The organism is Streptomyces sp. RLA131 (assembly GCF_056270125.1).
This window is the reverse complement of record NZ_JBWDOQ010000002.1, coordinates 7,306,224-7,332,103: the sequence shown is the minus strand read 5'-3', so window position 1 is coordinate 7,332,103 and position 25,880 is coordinate 7,306,224. Positions and strand designations below refer to the sequence as shown.

At 73.2% G+C, this 25,880-nt stretch carries 28 protein-coding genes; 16 read left to right on the top strand and 12 right to left on the bottom strand.

Annotated elements, in window-relative coordinates:
- Positions 1-11: 11 nt before the first annotated feature.
- The 4 genes from RWE79_RS34165 to RWE79_RS34150 all read left to right on the top strand — a co-directional run bounded on the left by RWE79_RS34165 (position 12) and on the right by RWE79_RS34150 (position 2,531).
- On the top strand, positions 12-542 hold the full coding sequence (locus RWE79_RS34165) for a MarR family winged helix-turn-helix transcriptional regulator (RefSeq protein ID WP_475943950.1): 531 nt from the start codon (positions 12-14) through the stop codon (positions 540-542).
- A gap of 58 nt (positions 543-600) precedes the next feature.
- The gene (locus RWE79_RS34160; protein ID WP_475943949.1) at positions 601-747 is read left to right on the top strand and encodes a hypothetical protein; all 147 of its coding nucleotides are present in this window, start codon (positions 601-603) and stop codon (positions 745-747) included.
- Positions 748-870: 123 nt separating this feature from the next.
- Positions 871-1,713, top strand: a complete 843-nt coding sequence (locus RWE79_RS34155) for a GNAT family N-acetyltransferase (protein WP_475943948.1) — start codon at positions 871-873, stop codon at positions 1,711-1,713.
- Positions 1,713-2,531 carry a lysophospholipid acyltransferase family protein gene (locus RWE79_RS34150; protein WP_475943947.1) on the top strand — a complete coding sequence of 273 codons (819 nt, stop codon included), beginning with the start codon at positions 1,713-1,715 and terminating at the stop codon, positions 2,529-2,531. The genes RWE79_RS34155 and RWE79_RS34150 overlap by 1 nt, the downstream gene beginning before the upstream one ends.
- Here RWE79_RS34150 and RWE79_RS34145 read toward each other — a convergent pair.
- Both RWE79_RS34145 and RWE79_RS34140 read right to left on the bottom strand, forming a co-directional pair.
- Complete coding sequence (locus RWE79_RS34145; protein ID WP_475943946.1) at positions 2,503-2,694, bottom strand: DUF1059 domain-containing protein; 192 nt, start codon at positions 2,692-2,694, stop codon at positions 2,503-2,505. The genes RWE79_RS34150 and RWE79_RS34145 overlap by 29 nt on opposite strands.
- A 20-nt stretch (positions 2,695-2,714) precedes the next feature.
- Positions 2,715-3,377, bottom strand: a complete 663-nt coding sequence (locus tag RWE79_RS34140; RefSeq protein ID WP_475943945.1) for a DUF6629 family protein — start codon at positions 3,375-3,377, stop codon at positions 2,715-2,717.
- Positions 3,378-3,462: 85 nt separating this feature from the next.
- Here RWE79_RS34140 and RWE79_RS34135 point away from each other — a divergent pair, with 85 nt between their 5' ends.
- From RWE79_RS34135 to RWE79_RS34125, 3 genes are all read left to right on the top strand, one after another.
- Positions 3,463-4,008 (top strand): AMIN-like domain-containing (lipo)protein, encoded by a 546-nt coding sequence (locus RWE79_RS34135; RefSeq protein ID WP_475943944.1) that lies wholly within the window; start codon positions 3,463-3,465, stop codon positions 4,006-4,008.
- A 102-nt stretch (positions 4,009-4,110) separates the two neighbouring features.
- A complete protein-coding gene (locus tag RWE79_RS34130) occupies positions 4,111-4,467 on the top strand; it encodes a cupin domain-containing protein (RefSeq protein WP_475943943.1) in 357 nt (118 codons plus the stop codon).
- A 211-nt stretch (positions 4,468-4,678) separates the two neighbouring features.
- Positions 4,679-5,530, top strand: a complete 852-nt coding sequence (locus tag RWE79_RS34125) for a S1 family peptidase (RefSeq protein WP_475943942.1) — start codon at positions 4,679-4,681, stop codon at positions 5,528-5,530.
- Between the two features lie 9 nt (positions 5,531-5,539).
- Here RWE79_RS34125 and RWE79_RS34120 read toward each other — a convergent pair whose 3' ends face one another.
- Entirely contained in the window at positions 5,540-7,369 is a 1,830-nt protein-coding gene (locus RWE79_RS34120) for an AMP-dependent synthetase/ligase (RefSeq protein WP_475943941.1), read from the bottom strand.
- A gap of 156 nt (positions 7,370-7,525) precedes the next feature.
- Between RWE79_RS34120 and RWE79_RS34115 the strand changes: the two genes are divergently transcribed.
- The 5 genes from RWE79_RS34115 (at position 7,526) to RWE79_RS34095 (ending at position 13,403) form a co-directional block, all read left to right on the top strand.
- On the top strand, positions 7,526-7,768 hold the full coding sequence (locus RWE79_RS34115; RefSeq protein WP_475943940.1) for a hypothetical protein: 243 nt from the start codon (positions 7,526-7,528) through the stop codon (positions 7,766-7,768).
- An 88-nt stretch (positions 7,769-7,856) separates the two neighbouring features.
- Entirely contained in the window at positions 7,857-9,338 is a 1,482-nt protein-coding gene (locus RWE79_RS34110) for an SDR family NAD(P)-dependent oxidoreductase (RefSeq protein WP_475943939.1), read from the top strand.
- Between the two features lie 72 nt (positions 9,339-9,410).
- Positions 9,411-11,786, top strand: a complete 2,376-nt coding sequence (locus RWE79_RS34105; protein WP_475943938.1) for an ABC transporter ATP-binding protein/permease — start codon at positions 9,411-9,413, stop codon at positions 11,784-11,786.
- A gap of 4 nt (positions 11,787-11,790) precedes the next feature.
- On the top strand, positions 11,791-12,348 hold the full coding sequence (locus RWE79_RS34100) for a hypothetical protein (protein WP_475943937.1): 558 nt from the start codon (positions 11,791-11,793) through the stop codon (positions 12,346-12,348).
- Entirely contained in the window at positions 12,345-13,403 is a 1,059-nt protein-coding gene (locus tag RWE79_RS34095; RefSeq protein WP_475943936.1) for a serine/threonine-protein kinase, read from the top strand. Before RWE79_RS34100 ends, RWE79_RS34095 begins: the two co-directional genes overlap by 4 nt.
- Here RWE79_RS34095 and RWE79_RS34090 read toward each other — a convergent pair.
- A complete protein-coding gene (locus RWE79_RS34090; protein WP_475943935.1) occupies positions 13,380-14,651 on the bottom strand; it encodes a streptophobe family protein in 1,272 nt (423 codons plus the stop codon). The two genes, RWE79_RS34095 and RWE79_RS34090, sit on opposite strands and share 24 nt — an antisense overlap.
- 88 nt (positions 14,652-14,739) lie before the next feature.
- On the opposite strand from RWE79_RS34090, the gene RWE79_RS34085 reads away from it, so the two are divergent.
- The gene (locus RWE79_RS34085; protein ID WP_475943934.1) at positions 14,740-15,762 is read left to right on the top strand and encodes a DUF6777 domain-containing protein; all 1,023 of its coding nucleotides are present in this window, start codon (positions 14,740-14,742) and stop codon (positions 15,760-15,762) included.
- A gap of 46 nt (positions 15,763-15,808) precedes the next feature.
- Here the strand turns inward: RWE79_RS34085 and RWE79_RS34080 are convergent, their stop codons facing one another.
- The 5 genes from RWE79_RS34080 to RWE79_RS34060 form a co-directional block, all read right to left on the bottom strand.
- Positions 15,809-16,267 carry a Crp/Fnr family transcriptional regulator gene (locus RWE79_RS34080; protein WP_475943933.1) on the bottom strand — a complete coding sequence of 153 codons (459 nt, stop codon included), beginning with the start codon at positions 16,265-16,267 and terminating at the stop codon, positions 15,809-15,811.
- A 27-nt stretch (positions 16,268-16,294) separates the two neighbouring features.
- A complete protein-coding gene (locus RWE79_RS34075) occupies positions 16,295-17,599 on the bottom strand; it encodes a phosphoribosyltransferase family protein (protein ID WP_475943932.1) in 1,305 nt (434 codons plus the stop codon).
- A 45-nt stretch (positions 17,600-17,644) separates the two neighbouring features.
- Complete coding sequence (locus RWE79_RS34070; RefSeq protein ID WP_475943931.1) at positions 17,645-19,078, bottom strand: lipase maturation factor family protein; 1,434 nt, start codon at positions 19,076-19,078, stop codon at positions 17,645-17,647.
- Between the two features lie 112 nt (positions 19,079-19,190).
- Positions 19,191-20,009, bottom strand: a complete 819-nt coding sequence (locus tag RWE79_RS34065; RefSeq protein WP_475943930.1) for a VOC family protein — start codon at positions 20,007-20,009, stop codon at positions 19,191-19,193.
- A 37-nt stretch (positions 20,010-20,046) separates the two neighbouring features.
- Positions 20,047-20,493 (bottom strand): hypothetical protein, encoded by a 447-nt coding sequence (locus RWE79_RS34060; RefSeq protein ID WP_475943929.1) that lies wholly within the window; start codon positions 20,491-20,493, stop codon positions 20,047-20,049.
- A 197-nt stretch (positions 20,494-20,690) separates the two neighbouring features.
- On the opposite strand from RWE79_RS34060, the gene RWE79_RS34055 reads away from it, so the two are divergent.
- A complete protein-coding gene (locus RWE79_RS34055; RefSeq protein WP_475943928.1) occupies positions 20,691-20,909 on the top strand; it encodes a dodecin in 219 nt (72 codons plus the stop codon).
- 17 nt (positions 20,910-20,926) lie between these two features.
- On the opposite strand, the gene RWE79_RS34050 is transcribed toward RWE79_RS34055, so the two are convergent.
- Complete coding sequence (locus tag RWE79_RS34050; protein WP_475943927.1) at positions 20,927-21,931, bottom strand: aldo/keto reductase; 1,005 nt, start codon at positions 21,929-21,931, stop codon at positions 20,927-20,929.
- A gap of 249 nt (positions 21,932-22,180) precedes the next feature.
- Here RWE79_RS34050 and RWE79_RS34045 point away from each other — a divergent pair, with 249 nt between their 5' ends.
- Positions 22,181-22,669 (top strand): DUF1269 domain-containing protein, encoded by a 489-nt coding sequence (locus RWE79_RS34045; RefSeq protein WP_475943926.1) that lies wholly within the window; start codon positions 22,181-22,183, stop codon positions 22,667-22,669.
- Between the two features lie 2 nt (positions 22,670-22,671).
- Positions 22,672-24,081, top strand: coding sequence for a DUF2252 domain-containing protein (locus RWE79_RS34040; RefSeq protein ID WP_475943925.1), 1,410 nt, complete (start codon positions 22,672-22,674; stop codon positions 24,079-24,081).
- Here RWE79_RS34040 and RWE79_RS34035 read toward each other — a convergent pair.
- Positions 24,005-24,670 carry a DedA family protein gene (locus RWE79_RS34035; protein ID WP_475943924.1) on the bottom strand — a complete coding sequence of 222 codons (666 nt, stop codon included), beginning with the start codon at positions 24,668-24,670 and terminating at the stop codon, positions 24,005-24,007. The two genes, RWE79_RS34040 and RWE79_RS34035, sit on opposite strands and share 77 nt — an antisense overlap.
- Positions 24,667-25,863, bottom strand: coding sequence for an ABC transporter ATP-binding protein (locus RWE79_RS34030; protein WP_475943923.1), 1,197 nt, complete (start codon positions 25,861-25,863; stop codon positions 24,667-24,669). Before RWE79_RS34030 ends, RWE79_RS34035 begins: the two co-directional genes overlap by 4 nt.
- Between the last annotated feature and the right edge of the window lie 17 nt (positions 25,864-25,880).

Here is a 25,880-nt window from a genome sequence, read left to right as displayed (position 1 = left end):
AAGGACCACGCGTGAAGGACGCTGCGGGCGCCTCGGAAGCCGAGGACGCCGTCGCCGCAGTGCTGCGGCAGTGGCAGCAGGGGCACCCCCGGCTGGACTTCGCGCCGGTCGCCGTGATCGGACGGCTCAACCGCTGCACCGCCCTGCTCCAGCAGGTCGCCGACGCCCCGCTGGGCCGGGCCGACCTCACCCGCCCGGAGTACGAGATCCTCTGCGCGCTCAGCCGGGTCGGCGGCGAGCTCACCCCGGGCCGCCTCGCCCGCGAGACCTTCGCCTCCGGCGCCGCCGTCACCAAACGGATCAAGGTCCTCGAACAGCGCGGTCTCGTCGCCCGCCGCGCCGACAGCCGCGACCGCCGGGTCTCCCATCTGTCGCTCACCGACACCGGCCGCGAACTGGTGGACCGCCTCCTGCCCGAGCAGCTCGACTACGAGAACGCCCTGCTCTCCGGCCTGCCCGACGAGCGCCGCGAGGACCTGGCCACCATCCTGGGGGACCTTCTGCTGCTCCTCGAAGGGCGCCTCGGCGGTTTCTCCGGCTGATACCGCCGGACGGGTGTGCCCTGGTGTGCCGCCGGGCCGCCCGGGTAACCGCCCCTCCATGAACGATCATCACCGCCCCGGCGCCGTCCCCCGCGACCTCCCCGACCAGCAGGCGCGGCCCCCGCGCGAGGACCCTGACCAGGAGCGGACCGGGCCCGACGCGGATCCGCCCGACGAGCCGGTCCCGGACGAGCCCACCGACTGACGGGCTCCGGGGGTCCAGGCTTCAGCGAGCGCACATCTGCGCGCTCCGCGACGGTCATGCCCCGGCAAGCGGACGACGGAAGAGATAGGGATGTCACCGTCCCCCCGCTCCGGGAAGTCCGCCATGACCGCACCGCACGAACTGCTCACGCCCCCGGCCCCTTCACCCACCCTGCCGCCCGTTCCCGTCCCCGTACCCGTACCCGGTCCGGGTCCCGCGCCCGCCTCCGGGCGCCCGCGCTACTCGGTCGGCCTGGCCGAGGACGAGGCCGGCGTACGGGCCGCGCAGCGGCTGCGCCACCAGGTGTTCGCCGGGGAGACGGGGGCCGTGCTCGACACGCCCGTGCCCGGCCTGGACATCGATCCGCTCGACGCCTACTGCGACCACCTGCTCGTACGGGACGAGAGCACCGGCGCGGTGGTCGGCACCTACCGCCTGCTCTCCCCCGCGAACGCCCGCCGGGCCGGCCGGCTCTACTCCGACTCCGAGTTCGACCTCGGCAGGCTGGCCGGGGTCCGCGACGACATGGTCGAGGTGGGCCGTTCCTGCGTGCACCCCGCCCACCGCGACGGCGCCGTGGTCTCGCTGATGTGGGGCGGCATCGTGCGGTACCTGACGGCGACCGGCCACAGCTGGGTCGCCGGCTGCTGCTCGGTGCCGCTGGGCGACGGCGGGGCGCTGGCGGCGGGTGTGTGGGACCGGGTGTCGGCCAGGCACCTGGCTCCGCCGGAGTACCGGGTCGTCCCGCACCGCCCGTGGGACCCCGCCGGGATCCGGCGGACCGCCCGGACACCGCTGCCCGCACTGCTCCGCGGCTATCTGCGGCTGGGGGCATGGGTGTGCGGCGAGCCGGCCCACGACCCGGACTTCGGGGTCGCCGATCTGTTCGTACTGCTGTCGCTGGAGCGCACCGACCCGCGTTATCTGCGGCACTTCGGCGCGCCGGGCGGGGCGGCGGCGGCCTGATGACGGCCGCCTGGTGGTCGCCGGTCGCGCCCTGCACCCCGCAGGCGTGCGTCACCGGCGAGGTGCCCTCGGTGGGCGCGGTGCGGCGGCTGCTGCGGTACGCGGCCGGCCTGGTGGTGCTGCTGGCCGGGGCGGCCCTGACCGTACCGGCCCGGTGGTGGTGCGGGCCGGCCCGGCAGGAGGCACTGACGCGGTGCTGGATGCGGGCGCTGGCGGCGGCCCTCGGGGTACGGGTGCGGATCAGCGTCGCCGTCCCGGTGCCGCGGTCCCGGCCGGGCGGGGGCGTGCTCGTGGTGGCCAACCATGTCTCCTGGCTGGACGTCCTGCTGGTGGCCGCCGTCTGCCCGGGCCGCATGCTGGCCAAGCACGAGGTGTCCGGCTGGCCGGTCGTGGGGCGGCTGGCCCGCAGCCGCGGCACCCTGTTCATCGACCGGGAGCGGATCCGGTCACTGCCCGGCACCGTGGCGGCGATCGCCCGGGCGCTGCGCGACGGCGAGACGGTGGTGGCCTTCCCCGAGGGCAGCACCTGGTGCGGCCGGGAGGCGGGCCGCTTCCGGCCGGCCGTCTTCCAGGCCGCGCTGGACGCGGGCGCCCCGGTCCGCCCGGTGGCGATCCGCTACCGCCTGGCCGGCGGGGAACCGACGACGGTCCCCGCGTTCGTGGGTGACGACACGCTGACGGCGTCCCTGCGGCGGGTGGTGGCAGCCCGGGGGCTGACCGCCGAGGTGACCGTGGACCGCGAGATCCCGGCCGGCGCACACGCCGACCGGCGCGCGCTCGCCGGTGCCGTCAGGCGTGTGCCGGCACCTCGTCCTTGAGGTCGTCACGGATCATCCGGCGCAGTTCCGTGTTGTCCTCGTGGCTGTGCACGGAGACGGCGTGCTCGGCGGCCGCGCGGACGACCTCCTCCTCCTCGCCGGTGATGGTGAGAGTGCAGTTCGTGACGCTGGGGTGATCCCGGCAGTCGGCTACTTTGCGCATGACTAACTCCCATAAGCGCATTATGAGATGATTTGCTCTCTCATCCTATCCCTCACCCAGGCCAGCAGTACCCCGCTGACGACCGCCGCGAAGGCACACCAGGTGGAGATGAACTCCAGCCGCCACAACGCCGCGCACAGCACCGCGCCCACCGCGACCACGACCCCCAGCAGCCGCAGCAGCCGGTCCCCGCCGGCCAGCAGCGCGCCGACCGTGGCCACCAGGTACCCGGCGATCAGCAGCGGTCCCGCGACCCCGCCGGGCAGACCCACCCCGTAGCCGAGGGTGTGGCCGCGCACCTCGGCGGTGACCGGTCCCGAGGCCGGTCCGGCGGCCAGGACAGCGGCCGCGACCAGCCCCGCCAGGCAGAACGGCGCCACGCGCGCCCGCAGCGGCGGAGCCACCACGAGCAGCACCCCCAGGGGTACGAGCGCCGGCAGCACCGACAGCGCGACAACGGCCCAGACCGTACGGGCCACCCCCGACCCCCGTCCGCCACCCCACACCACGGCCTCGGTCAGCTGGTGCGCCCCCAGCAGCAACGGCAGTGCCGCGAGCGGCAGATCCCGCGGGCGCCGCCCGCGCAGCACGCAGCCGACACAGACCACACCGACCGCCGTCACGGCGCCGCCCGCGACCAGGTCGGCGGTGGCGCTCCAGCACATGGTGACGTCCGTTCGCATTTCGCATAAGCCGTGCAACCGTATGAGCCCCACATATGTCTCATACAGTGACTACTCGTCCCCTACGTCTCACAAGGGACACACCATGCACACACCCACACGCCTCACAGCCATCACCGTCACGACCCTCCTCATAGCCGGCGCCGCGGCCTCGACCTCCGCATCGGCAGCTCCAGCCGCTCCGGCCGCGCCGGCCGCTCCGGCCGCGCCGGCCGCTCCGGCCGCGCCGATGACGAGCCTCGTCGTCAACGCCCGCACAGCCGGCCACTGCTCCTTCGACCGGATCACCGTCAACGTCAGGGGTCATCTGCCGTCGACCACGGTCAAGCGGGTCCAGGAACTGCGCTACGACGGCTCCGGGAAGAAGGTCCCGCTGCGCGGGAGGCACTTCCTGGCGATCAGGCTCTCCCCCGCCGCCGCCCACAACGACGCGGGCAAGAACGTCTACACGGGACCGCGTCTGTCCAGGCCGGATCTGCCCAAGCTCAAGGGCTTCGCCCTGACCGGCGACTTCGAGGGTGTCGTCACCTTCGGCGCCGCCTTCAACAGCAGGCCCGCGTACACCTCGCAGCGGCTGCACCACCCCGAGCGCCTCGTGGTCGACATCTCCCACCGCAACGTGTGCCGCTGAGCCGCACATCGCGGGGCCGTGGCCCGTGCCCCCGGCGCCCACCCGGGCGCACTATGGACATAGGCCAATAATCCGGGCAGTCACGCCAGGACGGAGTGCCCCATGATCGAAGTCAAGAACACCGGCAAACCCGACGAGCGCCGCGACTTCCCCCGCGGCCACATCGACGTCCTCGACCTCACCGGACTCACCTTCGGCGTCGCGACGTTCGACCCCGGCTGGCGCTGGTCGGAGTCGCTGCGCGCACTGGCCGGTACGGACAGCTGCATGACCCACCACAACGGCTACGCCCTGCACGGCACGCTGCACGTCCGCATGGACGACGGCGAGGAGGCCGAGATCGGTCCGGGCGACGTCTTCGTCATTCCGCCGGGACACGACGCATGGGTCGTCGGCGACGAACAGTTCACCGCGTTCGACTTCGCCGGCGGCGCCGCGGAGTACGCGAAGGCGAAGTAGCCAGGAACAGGAGCGGAAGCACAAGCGGCCGAGAAGGAGTTCTTCCCACCGCGTTCCGGCGCGGGGCACCCGGCGTGCCCCGCGCCGGAGCGCGTCCGGCTCACCCGTGCGCACAGCGGGCGCACAGGCCCTCTTGCCGGACACCTCTCAGGTCATGAGAATGTACATGACAATAACCGGAAGACCTTCGGTCTGAGAGGACCCCCCACCTATGAAACGACCTCTCTTCGGCGTACTGACGACCGTTCTTGTGGCCGTGGCCGCCGTCGCGGGCTTCAGCGTCCAGCCGGCCTCGGCGGCCCCCGCCCCCGCCCCCGCGGCCGCCGCGGTCACGGTGGACTTCGCCGGCACCGTGTCACTGAGCAACTGCTCCGGCTCACTGGTGAAGTTCCCCTCCTCGGCATCCACCGACCCCGGCCTGGTGATGTCCAACGGCCACTGTCTGACCAGCGGCTTCCTCGACCCGGGCGAGGTCGTGGTGAACAGCGCCTCCACCCGCACCTTCGGGCTGCTCAACTCCTCGGGCACCAAGGTCGCCACGCTGCGGGCCACCAAGATCTCGTACGCGACGATGACCGACACCGACATCTCGATCTACCAGCTCAACCGGACGTACGCCCAGATCCAGTCCTCGTACGGGATCGCGCCGCTGGAGCTGTCCGTCACCCACCCGGTGGCCGGCACCGCCATCAAGGTCGTCTCCGGGTACTGGAAGACCATCTACACCTGCAACATCGACGGGTTCGTCTACCGGCTGCGCGAGGGTGACTGGACCTGGAAGGACTCGGTCCGTTACACCTCCGCCTGCGACACCATCGGCGGCACCTCGGGCTCACCCGTGATCGACACCTCCACCGGCAAGGTGGTGGCGATCAACAACACGGGCAACGAGGACGGGGAGACCTGCACCGTGGACAACCCGTGCGAGGTGTCCGAGAACGGCACCGTCACCGTCCGGGAGGGCATCAACTACGCCGAGGAGACCTACGGGATCGCCGCCTGCTTCACCACCGGCAACCAGCTCGACCTCACCCTGAGCGGGTGCGCCCTGCCCAAGCCGTGACGCCGGGCGTCACCTTCCGTACAGGGCCTCGATCTCCGGGTGGCAGGCCTGCTCTATGGACCTGCGTCTGAGCTTGCGGGAAGGCGTGAGCAGGCCGCGCTCCTCGGTGAAACCGAAGGGCAGCACCCGGAAGGCACGGATCGACTCGGCCTTGGAGACCTGGGTGTTGGCGGCGCTCACCGCCCGCCGCACCTCGGCCTCCAGGTCGGGGTCGCCGACCAGCTCCGCCGGGTCGGCCACCGGCTTGTCGCGCAGCTTCTGCCAGTGCCTGACCGCCTCGGTGTCGAGGGTCACCAGCGCGGTGACGTACGGCCGGTCGTTGCCGAGCACGATGCAGTGCTCGACCAGCGGATGTTCGCGCACCCGCTCCTCCAGCAGGGCCGGCGAGAGGTTCTTGCCACTGGCGGTGACGATGAGTTCCTTCGTGCGGCCGGTGATGGTCAGATAGCCCTGGTCGTCGAGGCTGCCGAGGTCCCCGGTGTGCAGCCAGCCGTCGCGCAGCACCGCCGCCGTGCCGTCGGGGTCGCCCAGATAGCCGGCGAAGACCCCGCCGCCGCTCAGCAGGATCTCGCCCTCGTCGGTGATCCGCAGCGCGCTGCCCGGGACGGGACGGCCCACGGTGCCGTGGCGCACCTTGCCGGGCGGGTTCACGGTGGCCGCCGAGGTGGACTCGGTGAGCCCGTAGCCCTCGTAGACCGGCACCCCGGCCCCGGCGAAGAACAGGCCGAGCCGGCGCCCCATCGTGGAGCCGCCGCTGACCGCGTTGCGCACCTTGCCGCCCATGGCCTCACGGACCTTGCCGTAGACCAGGCGGTCGAAGAAGCGGTGGCTCAGCCGCAGGGCCGGGCCCGGCCCGGGGCCCTCACCGAAGGCCCGCCGCTCCTTCGCCTCGGCGAAGCGCACCGCCACCTCCACGGCCCGGTCGAAGATCTCCAGGTGGCCCTCGTGCTCCGCCTTGGCCCGGGCCGCGCCGAAGACCCGCTCGAAGACGTACGGGACGCCCAGCACGAAGGTCGGCCGGAAGGTGGCCAGGTCCGGCAGCAGGGCGCCGGCGGACATGTCGGGCTGGTGGCCGAGCCGTACGCCCGAGCGCAGGGCGGCGACCTCGACCATCCGGCCGAAGACATGGGCCAGCGGCAGGAAGAGCAGGGTCGAGGGCGGCTCGCCGCCCTGCGGGTCGAAGACGGCGCGCATACCGGCGATGAGGTTGTCGCACTCGGCCATGAAGTTGGCGTGGGTGAGCACGCAGCCCTGTGGACGGCCCGTGGTGCCCGAGGTGTAGATCACGGTGGCCACCGCGTCCGGGGTGACCGCGAGCCGGTGCCGGTGCACCAGGTGCTCGGGGATCCGCAGTCCGGCCCCGTTGAGCCCGGCGACGGCGCCCGCGTCCAGCTGCCAGACCCGGCTGAGGGTGTCCGGTCCGCTGCCGAGGACCGAGCCGAGCGTCATCGCGTGGTCCTCGTCCTCGACCACACAGGCGACGGCCCCGGTGTCCCGCAGGATCCAGCCGAGCTGTTCCGCCGAGGCGGTCGGGTAGACCGGCACCGGCTGGGCGCCCACGGCCCACAGGGCGAAGTCGAAGAGCGTCCACTCGTACCGGGTGCGGGACATGATCACGACCCGGTCGCCGAACCGGATGCCCTCCGCGAGCAGCCCCCTGGCCAGGGCCGTCACCTCGTCGCGGAACCCGGCGGCCGTCACGTCCTGCCACCGGCCGTCCGCGTCCTTGCGGCTGAGCCGGATCCGGTCCGGCGCTTCGGATGCGCTTTCGAACACGACATCGGCCAGACCACCGACAGGGGGGCCTGCCGCCAGGGCCGGCACCGTGAACTCGCGCACGCGTGCTCCTAGTGGGGGAATCGGAGCGTGAGTGCGTAAATTAGCCCATCTCCCGGGCACTGTCGGCGGGTAGAACCAGGGGAACCGCGAATGAGCGGGGATCTTCACTGCGTGTTCGACTGCCGAGCGCGATCATTGACAGTGGAGGTGATCGCCATGACCACCAGGATCCGGCTGCACGGCGGCCCCGGCGACGGTCTCACCCTGGGCATCGTCGTGGCAGTCGGCGGACAGCCCCCCGACGGCATCCTGTACGACCCACTGGCGATCACCGTGCAGGACGCCGGTGCGCACCAGGCCTGGCCCGAGAGCGCCGCGTACTACAAACGCGTCGAGCACGTCGCCGACGAGCCCTGGGACTACGCGTACGAGAGCGAGGCCACCGCCCCGCTGGAATGAGACTCGCGTTTGGCCGGGGCGCCGTCCGCTACGTAAAGTTGCCGCCGACACGCAGATAAAACACACCATCCAGGAAACGACGGCGGGCATGACGGCGATCGACCACGGCCACGGCACGACAGCACAGCAGCAGCAGGCCGCAGGCCCCGGCATCGACCCGGCGCGGCTGGAGCTGTGTCTCAGCGTGCTCGGCGAACTCGACGGACTGCCCGTCGACCACCCGGACGCGATCGCCGTCCGGCTGGCCACCGCGGGCATCTACCGCTCGGTGAAGCAGCGCCGGCGCCAGGAGCGCCGGGCCGCCAAGACCGCCAACGACAAGGCCGTCACCGAGGCCACCGCCACCGGCTCCGCCGAGCGGATCGACGACGAGACCGAGGGGCTGCTGCCCAGCTCGTCGGTGGCCGGTGAGATCGCCGGCATCCTCCAGCGGCCCCGGTCCTGCTACGTCTGCAAGACCCGCTATGTCGAGGTCGACGCCTTCTACCACCAGCTCTGCCAGAACTGCGCGCGCGAGAACCGCGCCCGGCGCGAGGCGCGTACGGACCTGACCGGCCGGCGCGCGCTGCTCACCGGCGGCCGGGCGAAGATCGGCATGTACATCGCGCTGCGGCTGCTGCGCGACGGCGCCCACACCACCGTCACCACCCGCTTCCCCACTGACGCGATCCGCCGCTTCAAGGCGATGCCGGACAGCGACGAGTGGATCCACCGCCTCAAGATCGTCGGGATCGACCTGCGCGACCCGGCCCAGGTCGTGGCGCTGGCCGACTCGGTCGCCGCGCAGGGCCCGCTGGACATCCTGATCAACAACGCCGCGCAGACCGTCCGCCGCTCCCCGCAGGCCTACGCGGAGCTGGTCGCCGCCGAGTCGGCGCCGCTGCCGGCCGGGGAACTGCCGGCGTCAGAGGTCTTCGGTTCCTTCGGCAGCGGCGCGCAGACGGCGCTGCCGGGCCCCCGCCGGGACGACACGCTCACCGCGCAGGACATCACCGCGCTGGCCCTGACCACCGGCTCGGCGACCCCGGCCCGGATCGTGGCGGGTACGGCGATCGACGCGGGCGGCCTGGTGCCGGACCTGGCCCCGGTCAACACCTGGATCCAGAAGGTCGACGAGGTCGACCCGGTCGAGCTGCTGGAGGTGCAGCTGTGCAATGTGACGGCGCCCTTCGTGCTGATCAGCCGGCTGCGCCCGGCGATGGCCGCCGCCTCCGCACGCCGTAAGTACGTCGTGAACGTCTCCGCCATGGAGGGACAGTTCAGCCGCGGCTACAAGGGCCCCGGCCACCCGCACACCAACATGGCCAAGGCCGCGCTGAACATGCTGACCCGCACCAGCGCCCAGGAGATGCTGGAGTCCGACGGCATCCTGATGACCGCGGTCGACACCGGCTGGATCACCGACGAGCGCCCGCACCCGGACAAGATGCGGCTGGCCGCCGAGGGCTTCCACGCCCCGCTCGACCTGGTCGACGGCGCGGCCAGGGTCTACGACCCGATCGTGCGCGGCGAGGCCGGCGAGGACCTGTACGGCTGCTTCCTCAAGGACTACGCGCCCTCCGCCTGGTAGGCCGGCCGCACCGGCCGCCGGGCCGGATCCGCCACCGGGCGGGACCGGTGCGCCGACGGTAAGCTGTGGATCATGGGTGAGAGGTATTTCGCGCCCTCCGCGCCCGAGCTGGTCCTGGAGACCGACGGCCGCAGTCAGGTCATCGTCCCGGGGCACTCCTACCATGTCGGACGCGATCCGCTGAGCGAGGTGGTCTGCGACGACCCCCGCGTCTCCTGGCACCACGCGGTGATCCGGGCGGACGTCAACGGCTGGATCCTGGAGGACGAGGGCAGCACCAACGGTACGTACGCCGACGGCAAGAGCGTCCGCCAGTGGGGCGTGGGAGCCGGCAGCGTGATCCACTTCGGGCATCCGGCCGACGGCCCCTGTGCGCGGCTGACCGGTGTCGCCCGCCCCGCCGGGCAGGACGGGCGCGACAGGCAGGACGGCAGACCCCGGCCCGCGCCGGCCGGGCCGGTGGCCACCGGAACCTTCCGGCAGCCGACCTCGGTCCGGCCGCTGCCCGCCCGGACGGTCCGGATCGGCCGGGCCGCCGAGAGCGACGTGGTCGTCGACGACCTGGTGGTATCCCGGCACCACGCCGAGCTGCGCGTGGTCCCCGGCGGCGGCTACGAGATCGTCGACCTCGGCAGCCACAACGGCACCTACCTCAACGGCCGGCCGGTGACCCGGGCGGCCGTGCGCCCCGGGGACATCGTCGGTATCGGGCACTCCGTCTTCCGGCTGCTCGACGGCAAGCTGGTGGAGTTCACCGACACCGGCGAGGTCTCGCTGCTGGTACGGGATCTGACGGTGGAGGTCGACGGCGGACCGGCCGGCCCCAAGACCCTGCTGGACCACATCTCCTTCCCCGTCGGCGAGAAGTGCCTGCTCGCGGTCGTCGGACCCAGCGGCTCGGGCAAGTCCACCCTGCTCAACGCCCTGACGGGGCTGCGCCCGGCCGACCACGGGACGGTCCTCTACGACGGCCGCGACCTGTACCGCGAGTACGCCGAGCTGCGCCAGCGCATCGGGCTGGTGCCGCAGGACGACATCCTGCACCTCCAGCTGCCGGTCCGCCGGGCCCTGGGTTTCGCCGCCGAGCTGCGCTTCCCCGGCGACACGGCGAAGGAGGAGCGGCAGGCCCGGGTCGACGAGGTGATCGGCGAGCTCGGCCTGCAGGCCCGGGTCGACCAGCCCATCCACAGCCTGTCCGGCGGCCAGCGCAAGCGGGTCAGCGTCGCCCTGGAACTGCTGACGAAGCCCTCGCTGCTCTTCCTCGACGAACCGACCTCGGGCCTGGACCCGGGGATGGACCGTTCGGTGATGAACATGCTGCGCGGCCTCGCCGACGACGGCCGCACGGTCATCGTCGTCACCCACAGCGTGCTCAGCCTCGACATCTGCGACCGGCTGCTGGTGATGGCGCCCGGCGGCCGGATGGCCTACTACGGGCCGCCGGAGGGCACCCTGGGGTTCTTCGGCTTCCCGCAGTGGCCCGAGGCCTTCGAGGCGTTCGAGAACGACCGGGAGCGCGACTGGGCCGGGCAGTACCGGGAGTCGGCGCTGCACCATGAGTACATCGCCTCGGCCGACGACCGCGCGGAACCCACGCCGGACTCCGCGCAGCACGGCGTCAAGCCGCCCAAACCGCAGGCCTGGGGCGCGCAGCTGCGGACGCTGGTCCGCCGGTACGCGGCCTCGCTGGTCGCCGACCGCACCTTCCTGGCCATCATGATCGCGCTGCCGTTCGTGATGGGGGCGATGGCCCACGCGCTCGCCGGGTCGAAACTGACCGGCGAGAACGCCCTCAACGTGCTGCTGATCCTGTGCGTGGGCGGGGTGCTCACCGGCGCCGCCAACGCGGTGCGCGAGCTGGTGAAGGAACGGGTGATCTACCAGCGGGAACGGGCGGTGGGGCTGTCCCGGTCGGCGTATCTGTGCTCGAAGATCGTGGTGCTCGGGGCGATCACCGTCGTCCAGTCGGTCGTGCTGACCATGGTCGGGCTGTTCGGCGTCGGACTCGGGCCGCGGGGCGGGAGCGGGGTGTTCCTGCCGCCGCTGGCCGAGATCACCCTGGCCGTGGCCCTGCTGTCCTTCACCGCGATGATGCTGGGACTGCTGGTCTCCGCGCTGGTGAGCAAGGAGGAGGTCACGATGCCGCTGCTGGTGCTGCTGGCCATCGTGCAGGTGGTCTTCTGCGGCGCCCTGCTGCCGCTCGACGGGGTGTGGGGACTCGAACAGTTCGCCTGGCTGGTGCCCTCGCGCTGGGCGCTCGGCGCGATGGCCGGCACGGTCGACCTGCACCGGATCGTGCCGGGCGCCGCCGCGGCCGACCCGCTGTTCCGGCACTCCGCGGGGGTCTGGCTGCTCAACATGGCCATGATGCTGGTGCTCTCCGCGGTGCTGGCGTTCGTGGTGGCCCGGCTGCTGCGGCGGCACGAACCGGCCATCATGCGGAGCTGAGGCCATGGGCACCGAGACCTTCCGCCCCACCCATGTCGCCCCGGCGGCCGGTCTGCCGGCCTGGGCGGCACCCGGCGACGCCCGCCCGGCGGCCCGGCTCGACCCGCTGCTCCCGCTCCGGCTGACCGGCCGCAGGGGCGACTGGGGCCACATCCTGTGCTCCAACGGCTGGTCGGCGTGGGTGGACGCGCGGCTGCTGGTCGCCGTGCCCCCGGACCCGCCCGCCGCCTCGGGGCCGCCGGACCGGACCGCCGACGTACGGCCGCTGCTGGCCGAGCTGGAGCGGGCGCTGAGCCGCTACCGGCATCTGACGGAGGAGCTGGCGGCCGGCCGCATCGACGGGGACACCTTCCGGCGGCGTACGGAGGGGACGCGCATCGGCGCGGTCGTGGACGGGGAGGCGATCTGGATCTTCGACAGCGAGCGCGGACGCTGGGTCTACGGCGAGGGGACGGCGCCGGGCCGGCTGTCGACGTACGCGGCGGTCGAGCCGCCCGCGACCGAGCCCGTCACCGCGGTGGAGCAGCAGCACGCGCCCACCCGGGTCCAGGACCTGCGATGACCACGCCGACCGAGATGGCGGGCCGCCGGATCGCCGGCTACCGCGTCGAGCAGGAGATCGGCCGCGGCGGCATGGCCGTGGTCTACCGGGCCAGGGACCTGCGGCTGGGCCGTACGGTGGCGCTCAAGGTGCTCGCCCCCGAGCTGGCCCGCAACGACGTCTTCCGCAAGCGTTTCGTGCACGAGTCCGAGGTCGCGGCGGCCATCGACCACCCGCACATCGTGCCGATCTTCGAGGCCGGCGAGACCGACGGCATCCTCTACATCGCCATGCGCTATGTACAGGGCAGCGATCTGCGCGGCCTCATCGACCGGGAGGGGCCGCTCCCGCTGGACACGGCGGGGCGGATCGCCGTGCAGATCGCCTCGGCGCTGGACGCCGCGCACGCCCACGACCTGGTGCACCGGGACGTCAAGCCCGGGAACATCCTGATCGCGGAGGGCACCGACGAGGACCACCCCGAGCATGTCTATCTCACCGACTTCGGGCTGACGAAGAAGTCCCTGTCGCTGACCGGATTCACCACCGTCGGGCAGTTCGTGGGGACGCTGGACTATGTCGCGCCCGAGCAGATCTCCGGCCATCCGGTGGACGGCCGCTGCGATGTGTACAGCCTGGGCTGCGTCGTCTTCGAGATGCTGACCGCCGCCGCGCCCTTCCGGCGCGACGACGACCTGGCGCTGCTCTGGGCCCATCTGTACTCCGAACCGCCCCGGTTGACGCCGCTGCGGCCCGAACTCCCCGCCGTCGTCGACGATGTGATCGGGCAGGCGCTGGCCAAGTCCCCCGGGGACCGGCACGACAGCTGCCTGCTGTTCGTCACCGCGCTGCGCACCGCCTGGAACGTACGGGACGACGTGCCGCCGTCCCGGCCCTCGTTGGAGCATCCGCCGACCCGGGTGGTGGCCGCCGTACCCGCCGCGGCGCCGGTGGCCGCCGGGACTGCCGGGACTGCCGGAACCGCCGGAAGCGCCACGTCCGCGGCCGCCGTGGCGCCGGTGGCGCCGCCGCCGGAACCGCCGGGCTGGGCGCTACCGGTGTTTCCGCAGCCCTGACGCCAGCAGACTGCCGACGAGGCCGGCGACCAGGCCCCAGCCGGCGGCGATCGGCACCGCCGTCAGCAGCCGGCAGCGCAGCGACATGCTCCCGCCGAGGCCGCCGGCCGCGCCCGAGGCGTCGCCGATACCGAACAGGGCCAGGCCGTAGTGCGCCTCGACCCGGGTGAGCAGGCCGACGGCCAGCATGGTCACCGCCATGGCCAGCGCGAGGTGCAGGGCGTTGCGCCCGTGGCCGGCGCCCGGCGGGGTCCGCCACGCCTTCACGAAACCGGCGGCCAGCACGGCGACCGCCGCCAGCACCGGCAGCAGCCAGACCCTCCCGTCGTACTGGGCCAGTGAGCTGACGTTCACCGCAGCGTCGCCGGTGCCGGAGGTCCGCAGCACGGAGGCCAGCGCCTCGGGCATGGGCAGTCCGAGGCCGCCCTTGAGGCCGCCCTCCCAGGTGGCCCCCAGCCCCAGCCCGAAGGCGAGCCAGACCAGGTTGGGCAGTCCGAGGAAGACCACCGCGAAGACATCACCGGCGTCGGCGCCCCCCGAGCCGGTGGCGGCGACCACGACGGCGCCGACCAGCCCGGCGCCCGTGTAGCCGAGCAGCACCAGCACCATGACCCGGACGGCGGGACGCCCCGAGCCCGCGTACGGCAGCAGGCGGGCGGGCAGCGGCGCCCTGCGGGAGACGGCCAGGGCCAGGGCGAGGACCACCAGGAGCCACAGCAGGCCGAAGCCGGCCGTCGGTCCGGCCAGTGCCCGGAAGCCGACGGTGGGGGTCGCGCCGAAGAGCGACCCGAGCTGGTCGACCAGGTCGTCGCCGACCGAGATCGTGAAGGTGTGCCGGCCGGCGAGTACGAAGCCGAGCAGCCCGATCACCCAGAGCACCGCCGTGCGGGCGAACCGCCGGACGAGTTCGGCGCCCGAGGTGACCGCCCGGAAGCGCAGCGGGCGCACGAAGATCGCCGCCATCACCAGCGCCCCGGCCAGGCTCACCGACAGCGGTATCACGGTGATGCCGGCCTCCGACCGGGCGATGACCCCGGCACCGCCGCTGATCTCGGTGCGGCCGCCGACCGCCATCACCACCGTCGCCGCCACCACCGGCACGAACGCCGGTCCCGGCAGCTGCGAGGCACCGGCCAGCCACAGCCCCACGGCCGCCACGAGCGCCATCGCGATCAGCCCGGCCAGCACCACGGCGAGGGCGTCCAGCCAGCCGCGCAGCGCGCCGGGGGCGGTCGTGTCTTGGCTCACGGGCCCAGGCTAAGCAGCGTCCGGGCACACCGCCTGTCCGGATTGCCCCGGCTTGCGGCCTCGGTGTGCGCCGGACACACAATGCAGGGTGACCACCCCTCCCCCGGGCAGTTCCCCCGGTCCGCCGTCCGGCCCGCCGTCCGGCCCGCTGTCCAGCCCGTCCCCGCAGCCCCCGCCCCGCGGTCCGTGGTGGCGCTCCCCCCGGGGCCTGGCACTGCTCGGTGTCGTGACGGTGGCGGTGATCGCCGTGGCGGTGGCCCTGGCCGTCGGCGGCGGCGGGGGCGGGGGCGGGGGCGGTGGCGGGAAGAAGGGCTCCGGGCAGGCGATCGTGCGCCAGCCGGCCGGCGCGGCGGGGCGCGACCCGTTCACCGCGTCGGTGGCCGTGGACTCCCTGCCGGCCGACGCCCCCACGCCCACCGCGAGCGCCTCCCCCGCCGGTTCCACCCTGGGCGCCCCCGCCGTCTCCGGCGCCGTGCCGCGGCTCTACGGGGGCCACCGCGGCAGGTCGAGCTGCGACGTGGGCCGGCTCGTCGCCGGCCTGACCGGCGACTCCGCCAGGGCCCGGGCCTTCGCCGGGGTCGTCGGCATCAAGCCCGCGGGCATCGGCTCGTACGTCGGGGGGCTGACCCCGGTCCTGCTGCGGGCGGACACCCGGGTCACCGACCACGGTTTCCACGACGGCTCCGCCAAGGCCTTCCCGGCGGTCCTCCAGGCGGGCAGTGCCGTACTGGCCGGCCCGCACGGGCTGCCCCGGGTGCGCTGCGCCGGCGGCAACCCGCTCCAGCCCCCGCCGGCCACCGGCGACCCGGAGACCTGGACCGGGCCGTCCTGGGCCGGGTTCCGGGCCTCGCGGGTCATCGCCGTGTCGGCCGCCGCCGAACCCCTGACGGGGTTCGTCCTGTTCGACCCGGAGTCCGGCACGTCGTTCCTGCGGCCCCCCGGCACCACCGGCGCCGCCGACCGCGCCGTGTCCTCCACCGGCTCGACCCCCGCCCCGTCCGGCACCGCGACACGCACCCCGGGCACGTCGCCGACGCCCGTCTCGCCCACCCCCACACCCACACCCACACCCACTGTCACGCCCAGCACCCCGAGCCCGTCCGGCTCGTGAGCGTGAGCCGGCCCGGGCGCGGCGGGGCGGGGCGGGCCGGGGCGCGCTATGCGTGTTCCTGCAGTCGGGGCCCGTAGATGTCGATCATCCGGTTGCGCGCGGAGTTCAACCGGCGGGCGATGGTCTCGGCGGCGGCGAGCACGATCGCGTGGCCCAGTGCCGGGTCTTCCCGGCACAGGTCGCGGATCTCGGCGGACGGGAACTCGTAGGCGTCCACGCTGCCCAGGGCCCGGCCGCCCAGCTGCCAGCGGTAGGGGGCGAACAGCCAGGACCAGCCGAGCAGTTCGCCGGGACCGAGGGTCTCGACGCTGACCACTCCGCGGCCGGGAATATCCATGTCGAGCGAGACCGCGCCCGACCGTACGATCCAGAACCGGTCGGCGAACCGGCCCTCGTCGAAGATCCGCCACCCCTGCGGAAAACTCACCTTGGTCGCGTGTTCCAGGAACGTACGGCGGTGATGGGTGGGGAGAGCGTCCAGCATGGCGGTCGAGCTACTGCTCATCGAGAACCTCCGGAACCTCCGGGTCGGCTACCCCTTCCCCTCAGGGTAAGGCGCGGATCGCTCCGGGAGGTGTCCGAGGAACCAGTCCCGTGCCAGGTGGGCCACCTGATCCAGGGCCCCGGGCTCCTCGAAGAGGTGGCCGGCCCCGGGGACCACATGCAGCAGGTTCGGACAGCACAGCTCCTCCTGCGCCCGGCGGTTCATGCCCAGGACGGCGGTGTCGGCGCCGCCGACGACCAGCAGCACCGGCGCCCGTACCCGGCCCAGCGCGGCCCCGGCGAGGTCGGCGCGGCCGCCGCGGGAGACCACGGCGACGATCTCCTCCCCGGCCCCGGCCGCTTCGGCGGCGGCGCACAGGGCGGCGGCGGCCCCCGTACTGGCCCCGAAGTATCCGACGGGCAGGCCCTCCGCGGCCCGCAGCCGGCGGGTGACGCCGGCCAGGCGGGCGGCCAGCAGTCCGATGTCGAAGACGTTGTCCCGGTCGGTCTCCTCCTCCGGGGTGAGCAGGTCGAGCAGAAGAGTGGCCAGCCCGGCCTCGTTCAGCACCGAGGCCACCGCCCGGTTGCGGGGACTGTGCCGGCTGCTGCCGGTGCCGTGTGCGAAGGCCACCACCTCCTCGGCGCCGTCGGGCACGGTGAGGTCCCCGGTCAGGCGCACCCCGTCCGCCTCGTACGCGGTCTCGACGGTGCGGGGCGCCCGGGCGGCGGCCCGCGCCAGCAGCGCGGACACCTCCTCGTCGGCGGTCTGCGAGAAGTCCCCGTACCACTCGCCGACCGCGCAGAAGAACCGGGGCGCGTTGGGGCAGACCACCTCGTCCGCCTCGAACCGCAGGATCTCCAGCGCGTCCGGCGCCGCGACGGGCACGGCCACCACCACCCTGGCGGCGCCCTGGGACCGTACGACCTGGCAGGCGGCCAGCGCGGTCGCGCCGGTGGCCACCCCGTCGTCCACCACGATCACCGTGCGGCCGGCGAGGCCGACCCGGTGCCGGCCGGCCCGGAAGCGGTGGGCCTGCCGGGCCAGCTCGGCCTCCTCCTGCCGCTCGACCCTCTCGAGGTCGTCCCGGCCGACATGGGTCATGCGGACGATGTCCTCGCTCACGACCCTCGCGCCGCCCTCGCCGATGGCACCGAAGCCCAGCTCCCGGTGGAACGGGACGCCGAGCTTGCGCACCACGGCGATGTCCAGCGGGGCGTGCAGGGCCAGGGCCACCTCGTAGGCCACCGGGACGCCGCCACGCGGCAGGCCCAGGACGACGGGGTCCGCGGATCGCAGGTGCCGCAGACGGGTCGCGAGGCGCCGCCCGGCATCCGCGCGGTCGATGAACTGCATGGGATCACCCCCAGCGCACAGATCCCCTACCCCGGGATCGCACCTCTAGAACCGGCGGCCCATGATCTCCAGGGTCCGCAGGCTGACCGGCGGCAGGTACTCGCGGACCAGCGTGCGCCGCCACCACGCCCCGGTGGCGCGCCGGGTCGCCCGGTCCGTGAAGCGGTAGTGGTAGAGCCGGGCGCGTACATAGGTCGGCGGGGCGTCGGGGAAGGGGTTGCCCCGCAGGAGCCCGAGGGTGGCCGGGTCGTTCTCCAGCAGCCGGCCGACGAACGGCGTGAACCAGGGCCAGGCGTACGAGGACGAGATCCCGGCGAACCACATCATCCAGTCCAGCCGCAGGTGGTACGGGGCGAACTGGCGCGGCAGCCGCCCGGGGTCGCCGGGCTTGCCGCGGAACGGGTACTCCTTCCACACCGTGTGGGCGGTGATCTCGGGCTCGTCGGTGCCCTCGACGGCCACTTCTAGGCGGACGCGGTTGATGCTGCCGAAGGCGCCGTAGGCGTTGACGAGGTGGAGGCGGTTGAAGGAGACGTTCATCAGCTGCCGGCGGGAGAGCAGGTTGCGGGCCGGCCAGTAGCTGAGCACCAGCACCAGGGCGGTGAAGGCCAGCACCACGGCCTCGAACCCGGCGGGGGCGGCCGGGAGCGCGGGCGGCGCCGCGATCAGCGAGCCGTCGAAGGCGGAGACGGCGAGGACGACGGTCAGCCAGTTGAGCCAGGCGAAGTTGCCGGACAGGATCAGCCACAGCTGGGTCACGACGATGATCGCGGCCGCCGCGCTCGCGACCGGCTGCGGGGTGAACAGCGCGACGGGGGCGACGAGTTGGGCGAAGTGGTTGGCCGCCGTCTCGACCCGGTGCAGCGGCCGGGGCAGATGGTGGAAGTACCAGCTCAGCGGGCCCGGCATGGGCTGTGTCTCGTGGTGGTAGTACAGGCAGGTCAGATCGCGCCAGCAGGCGTCCCCGCGCATCTTGATCAGCCCGGCGCCGAACTCGACCCGGAAGACCAGCCAGCGCATCAGCCACAGCACCGTCACCGGCGGCGCGGTGCGCTCGTTGCCGAGCAGGACCGCGAGGGAGCCGGCCTCAAGCAGCAGCGACTCCCAGCCGAAGGAGTACCAGGTCTGGCCGACGTTGACGATGGACAGGTACAGCGCCCACAGCACGGCCCACGCCGCCATCGCGACCCACAGCGGCGCCCGGTCGGCGGCCCCGGCCAGCAGTGCCGCCGCCCCCGCCGCGCCGGTCCACGCCACGGCGGCGAACAGCCGGTCGGAGTAGCGCAGATGGAACAGGCTCGGCGCCCTGCGGAACGGCACCTGCCGGGTGAAGGCCGGGACCGGCAGCAGCCCCCGCTCGCCGATGAGGGCCCGGAACTGGTTGGCCGCGGTCAGGAAGGCGACCAGGTACACCGCGGCCAGGCCCCGCTGGATGACCAGCCTGCTGAGCCAGTAGTCGGGCGCTGTGAACCAGTCCATGACGGCTTCTGTACCACCGGGCGGCGCGGCCTACCGCCCGCGGCGCCGTTTGGCCGTACGCCGCCCGGGACCGGCCCGCCGGGCTGCCGGGCTGCCGGCCCGCCGGCCCGCCCTACGGGTGGTCGCTGATCAGGGAGAGCAGTCCGCCCTCGGGGTCGCGCAGCCCCGCGACGCGTCCGTAGGCGCTGTCCATGGGTTCGCCGGTGATCTCGCCGCCGAGTTCCTTGGCCCGCTGGACGGCCTCGTCGATGTCCTCGACGGCGAAGAAGACATGCCAGCGGGGCCGGACCCGGGGGTCGGCGGCGGCCTCGACGCCGCCACCGCGCAGTCCGGCGACGGGGTGGCCGTCGAGGTAGAGGACGACACGGTCGTTCTCCCACTCGACGACGTAGCGTTCGGGGTCACGGCGGTCCCAGGCGAAGATCTCGCCGTAGAACATGGCCGAGGCGAAGGCGTCCCGGGTGCGCAGTTCGATCCAGGCGGGCGCCCCGGGGAGGCGGAGGTCGCGGGCCGGGCCGGGCAGGCCCTCCCAGATGCCGAACGCCGCGCCCTGGGGGTCGGCCGCCAGGGCGAGGCGGCCGGCCTCGAACTCCAGCGGGCCGACGGCGACGGTGGCGCCCCGGTCGCGGATGTCGGAGGCGGTGGCGTCGGCGCTCTCCACGCCGAAGTACGTGGTCCAGGCGACCGAGGTCTCCCAGTCGCGGGCGACGGCTCCGATCCCGGCCACCTCGGTGCCGTCCACGACGGCCCGTACGTACGGGCCCCAGTGGTCCGGCCCACGCTCGAAGCTCCAGCCCAGCAGGGGTCCGTAGAAGGCCATCGCGACATCGAGGTCGCGCGCCATGAGGCTGACCCAGCACGGGGCGCCGGGAACGCAGCGGATTCTCGCGGTGGTCACTTCGGTCTCCTCGCAGCCGTCGCGTTCCAGCATGGGGTCACAGTCACCGGAGGGCATCTCCGGCGCGGGCTCAGTGCCCGAACAGGTGCGTCCGGCGGTGGCGGGTGGTGGTCGTGGTGGTGGTCCCGGGTTCCGTGCCGGCGGCGGGTTCCGTGCCGGTCGTACCGGGCGTGCCGGTGGGCTCCGGCGTGCCGGCCGTGTCGGCCGTACGGGTGGCGCTCGCGGCGCCGCCCGCGTCGGCGGTCCGGGCGTACTCGCGGCGCTCGCGGCGCATGGCGCGCAGCTCCGCGTTACGGCGGCGCTGTCGGGCCGAGCCGCTCGCCGTCATGGCCAGGGCCAGGCAGAACACCAGGGTCAGCGCGATCCCGGCGAGGAAGGCGCCGAGCGTGTCGACGGTGCCGAGGTCGTTGCCGAACATCGTCACCGCGTAGTCGGGACCACCGGAGTGGTTCTCGGAGATCAGCAGCCCTGTGAAGGCGCCGGTGGCGCCGAGCAGGACGAGTCCCAGGAGCAGCATGTCGGTCACACCCTTCGTCGGGAGGAGCGGTGCGGCCGGCCGAGGGCGTTCGTGGCCGCCGCGGGCCGGGAGCGGGCCCATCCGTCCGTCTGCCCCTGACCGCGGGCGGCAATCCGCACCGGGAGGTGCGCTCCTCTCGCGGGGCGCGGCGCCATGGGGCACGGTGGAGGTCAGCCGAGCCCTTCGAAGGAGTCGCCATGACCAACCACACCTATCGGATCACCGAGATCGTGGGCTCGTCGCCCGACAGCATCGACGCGGCGATCCGCAACGGGATCAGCCGCGCGTCGGAGACCCTGCGCAATCTGGACTGGTTCGAGGTGGTGCAGATCCGGGGGCAGTTGGAGGAGGGTCAGGTCGCGCACTTCCAGGTCGGTCTGAAGGTCGGTTTCCGCCTGGAGGGACCGGACGCGTAGCCCGGGGGCCGGGTCCGTCACGCGGGCAGCAGGCCCTGGGCCCGCAGTTCCTCCCACAGGGCGTCCGGGACGTGGTGGCACAGCATCGCCGCCGCGTCCCGGATCTCGTACGGGGACCGGGCGCCGACGAGCACGGCGGCGACGGCGGGGTGGCGCAGCGGGTACTGGAGCGCGGCGGCGCGCAGGGGGACGCCGTGCCGCTCGGCGACCGCTTTGACGCGCAGGGCGCGGTCGAGGAGGGCTCGGGGGGCGGGGGCGTAGTCGAAGGTGGCGCCCGGACGGGGGTCGGCCAGCAGCCCGGAGTTGAACACCCCGCCGACGACGACGCCGCGGCCGCGCGCGGCGGCCTCGGGGAGCAGGTCGTCCAGGGCCCGGTGGTCCAGGAGGGTGTGGCGGCCGGCGCACAGGACGACGTCGACGTCGGTGTCGCGCAGGAAGCGGGTGAGCATGGCGGTCTGGTTCATGCCCGCGCCGATCGCGCCCACGGTGCCTTCGGCGCGCAGCCGCTCCAGGGCGGGGTAGGCCTGCCGGAAGGCGGGGTCGGCGTGGTCGTCGGGGTCGTGCAGATAGACGATGTCGACCCGGTCCAGGCCGAGGCGGCTCAGGCTGTCCTCGATGCTGCGCCGGACGCCGTCGGCGCTGAAGTCCCAGACCCGGTGGTGGGTCGCGGGCACGGCGAAGCCGTTGGCGAGGTCGTCCCCGGCGACGGCTCCGGAGCCGGTGTCGGGGTCGGTGCCGGGCCTGAGCAGCCGGCCGGCCTTGGTGGACACCACGTACTCGGCGCGCGGCCGGTCGCGCAGGGCCGCGCCGAGCCGTCGCTCCGACAGGCCGAGTCCGTAGTGCGGTGCGGTGTCGAAGTAGCGGACACCGGCGTCCCAGGCGGCGTCGACGGTGGCGGTGGCGGCCTCGTCGGTGACCGGGGTGAACAGGTTGCCGATGGCCGCCGCTCCCAGCGACAGCCGCGTGACCGCGACCGCGCTGTGGCCCAGTCGCGTGCGTTGCGTGAGTCGCGTGCTCCGCATGATCCGCCTTCCTCTACGACCTGACGACACCTCGGATCTCTGCCTGACGGAAGCGGACTCTAATCGCCTCAGAACCCGGCGGACAAGACCCGGGTCCGAGCATTCATCCGATGACTCGACCGCGGCGACGGCAGCGCGCCACGCCACCACCCACCGTCGGCACTCCTGCTCACCACTGGACCGAAATGCCGGTTTTGACCTGTTCGCCTACTGTACGGATCACCGAGCTGTCCCGTCCGAGGAGATCTTGTGGCAACGCTCACCGTCTGGAAGTTCCCCGTGCCCGAGGGCGCCGACGAGGCCGTCGGCACGCTGCGGTCCCTGCAGAAGCAGCAGCTCATCAAGGTCCACGACGCGGCGGTGGTGAACTGGCCGCCGGACAGGAAGCAGCCCAGGACGAAGCAGCTGCACAATATCGCCGGGGTCGGCGCGCTCTCCGGCAGCTTCTGGGGGCTGCTCTTCGGCATGCTGTTCTTCGTACCGCTGCTGGGCATGGCGGTCGGCGCGGCCGTGGGCGCGCTGAGCGGCTCGATGGCGGACGTCGGCATCGACGACGACTTCATCCGGTCGGTGCGCAAGCAGGTGACCCCCGGCAGCTCCGCGCTCTTCCTGCTGTCCTCGGACGCCGTACTGGACCGGGTCGGGGACGCCTTCGGGTCCGCCGAGGCCGAGCTGCTCAGCACCAATCTGTCCAAGGAGGAGGAGGCCAGGCTGCGCGAGGTCTTCTCGGAGCACTGACGATGACGACCCCGTACGCACGCCACCTCACCGCCGCCGAGCGGGCGGCCCTCGGCCGGGCGGCCCGCAGCCACGCCCCGCGCTCCTCCCACGGCGAGTTCGAGCCGTCGCGGGACCGTCCCGATCCGGTGGACGTCATCGAGGCCCAGTCGGCGGTCCGCGTGCCCGAGCTGGTGCCCATCCGCTACGGCCGGATGCTGGAGTCACCGTTCCGCTTCTACCGGGGAGCCGCCGCGATCATGGCCGGCGACCTGGCCGGTACCCCGGTCTCCGGCATCCGCGCCCAGCTGTGCGGCGACGCCCATCTGCTGAACTTCCGGCTGCTCGCCTCCCCCGAACGGCAACTGGTCTTCGACATCAACGACTTCGACGAGACCCTGCCGGGCCCGTGGGAGTGGGACGTCAAACGCCTGGCCGCCAGTCTGGTCATCGCCGCCCGCGAGAACGGCTTCGCCGACGCCGAGCGGGCGGACATCGTGGCGGCCGCCGTGCGCGCGTACCGCGAGCGGATGCGGGCGTACGCGCGGATGCGCAACCTCGACGTCTGGTACGACCGCGCGGATGCCGACCGGCTCAACGAGATCGCCGCCGACCAGCTCCGCAGCCGGGGCCGCCGCCAGGTCTCCCGGGCCCTGGCCAAGGCCCGCGGCCGCGACACCCTCCAGGCCTTCTCCAGGCTCACCCGGGTGACCGACGGCGCGCGCCGGATCGTCTCCGACCCGCCGCTGCTCGTCCCGGTGCACGAACTGCTGCCGGACACCGAGCGCGAGGAGCTGGAGACCCGGCTGGGTGACCTGCTCGGCCGCTACGCCCGCAGCCTGCAGTCCGACCGGCAGGCCCTGCTCGGCCAGTACCGGATCGCCGGTATGGCCCGCAAGGTGGTCGGGGTCGGCAGCGTCGGTACCCGCTGCTGGATCCTACTGCTGCTCGGCCGGGACGACGACGACCCGCTGCTGCTCCAGGCCAAGGAGGCCGGTGAGTCCGTGCTGGCCGCGCGGGCCGGCGCCACCGAGTACGGCTCCGAGGGCGAACGGGTGGTGGCCGGGCAGCGGATGATGCAGGCCGCCAGCGACATCTTCCTCGGCTGGGACCGCGTCGACGGCATCGACGGCCGCCGACGCGACTTCTACGTACGCCAGTTGCGTGACTGGAAGGGCATCGTCGACCCGGCCGGCATGATTCCCACCGGGATGCGGGTCTTCGGCGAGCTGTGCGGCGCCACCCTGGCGCGCGCCCACGCCCGTTCCGGGGACCGGATCGCGATCGCCGCCTACCTGGGCGGCAAGGACGTCTTCGACCGTGCCCTGGTCCGGTTCGCCGAGACCTACGCCGACCTCAACGAGGACGACCACCGCGCTCTCGGCGACGCCGTCCGGGCCGGCCGGATCGCCGCCGCGTCGGATACCGGATGACCAGGCCGGCGGCCAGCACCCCGAGCACCGCCGTCAACAGGATCTGGGAGCGGGCCACGGCCGCGTAGACGGCCCCGATGTGGGCACCGGCCGCGTAGCCGAGTCCGCCCCAGACCCCGGTCCACAGCACCGCCCCGAGGACGTTGAAGGCCAGGAACCGCCACCACGGCATGCCGGCCGTGCCGGCGATGATGCCGTTGGTCTGCCGCAGTACGTCCACGAACCGCGCCCAGGTCACCACGGCCCCGCCGTGCCGTGCGAAGAACTCCTCGGCCCGTGCCAGCCGGGCGGGGGTCAGCAGCACATAGCGGCCCCAGCGGGTCACGAAGGCGTGGCCGCCGGCCCGGCCGGCCAGGTAGCCCAGACAGTCCCCGACGACCGCCGCGGTCACCGCCACGGCCAGCACGGCCGCGAAGTCCAGCCGTCCGGTGCCGGCATAGACGGCGGCGGCCACCAGGATCGTCTGCCCCGGCGCGGGGACACCGCCGTTGTCGAGGCAGACCAGGACACCGACCGCCAGGTACCCGTGCTCCTCCAGCAGCGGGGCCAGCTGGGCCAGCGGCCCCGGGAGCGGTGCCGGGGCCGTCACGGGGCTTCGCGGTCGACGATCTCCGGATGGGTGAGGTTGGTACCGGTGGCGGGGTCGAAGAGATGCCCTTTCCCCGTGTCGAGCCACAGCTCCACCGGCCGCCCCTCGCGGGCCCGGGTCGCGGTGGCGAGCCGGGCGACGATCTGGTGGCCGCCGCGGCCGGTGCCGGCGAGCCCGGAGCCGGCGGCCGGCTCGTCCGGTTCGAAGGAGGAGGCAGGGCCGCCCTCCTCCGTGAAGTGCACGAAGACGTCGGAGCCGAGGGACTCCAGGATGTCCACCGTCACCGTGAAGGTGAAGCCGGTGCGCGCGGCGTCGACCAGCGCGGCGTCCTCGAAGTCCTCGGGCCGGAAGCCGGCGATCAGCTCACGTGGCGCGTTCTGCCGCTCCAGGCTCCGCCGGACCCGGTCCTGGAGCGGCAGCGCGCCCAGCGAGGTGGACAGCACGCCGTTCTCCAGGGTGCCGCGCAGGAAGTTCATGGCCGGTGAGCCGATGAAACCGGCCACGAACAGGTTGCGCGGCTCGTCGTAGAGATGCTGGGGCGAGCCGATCTGCTGGACGAGCCCGCCTCGCAGTACGACGACCCGGTCGCCCAGGGTCATCGCCTCGGTCTGGTCGTGGGTGACGTACACCGTGGTGGTGCCCAGCCGCCTCTGCAGCCGGGAGATCTGGGTGCGCATCCGCACCCGGAGACTGGCGTCGAGGTTGGACAGCGGTTCGTCCATCAGAAAGGCCTGCGGGTCGCGGACGATCGCGCGGCCCATCGCGACGCGCTGCCGCTGGCCGCCCGAGAGATGGGCGGGTCTGCGGTCCAGGTGTGCGGTCAGGTCGAGAATCCGCGCCGCCTCCTCCACCTTCTCGGTGATCGTCGCCTTGTCGGCCTTGGCCAGCCGCAGGGCGAACCCCATGTTCTCCCGGACCGTCATATGCGGATAGAGGGCGTAGCTCTGGAAGACCATGGCGATGTCACGGTCCTTGGGGGCCTTGTCGTTGACGATCCGGCCGCCGATCCGCAGCGTGCCCTCGGTGATGTCCTCCAGCCCCGCGATCATGTTGAGGGTGGTGGACTTGCCGCAGCCGGAGGGGCCGACCAGGATCACGAACTCGCCGTCCGCGATGCGCAGGTCGACGTCCCGGACGGCGAGGGCGCCGTCGGGATACCGCTTGGTGATCCCTTCGAGGATGATCTCGGCCATGCTGGTGGGTCCGTTCC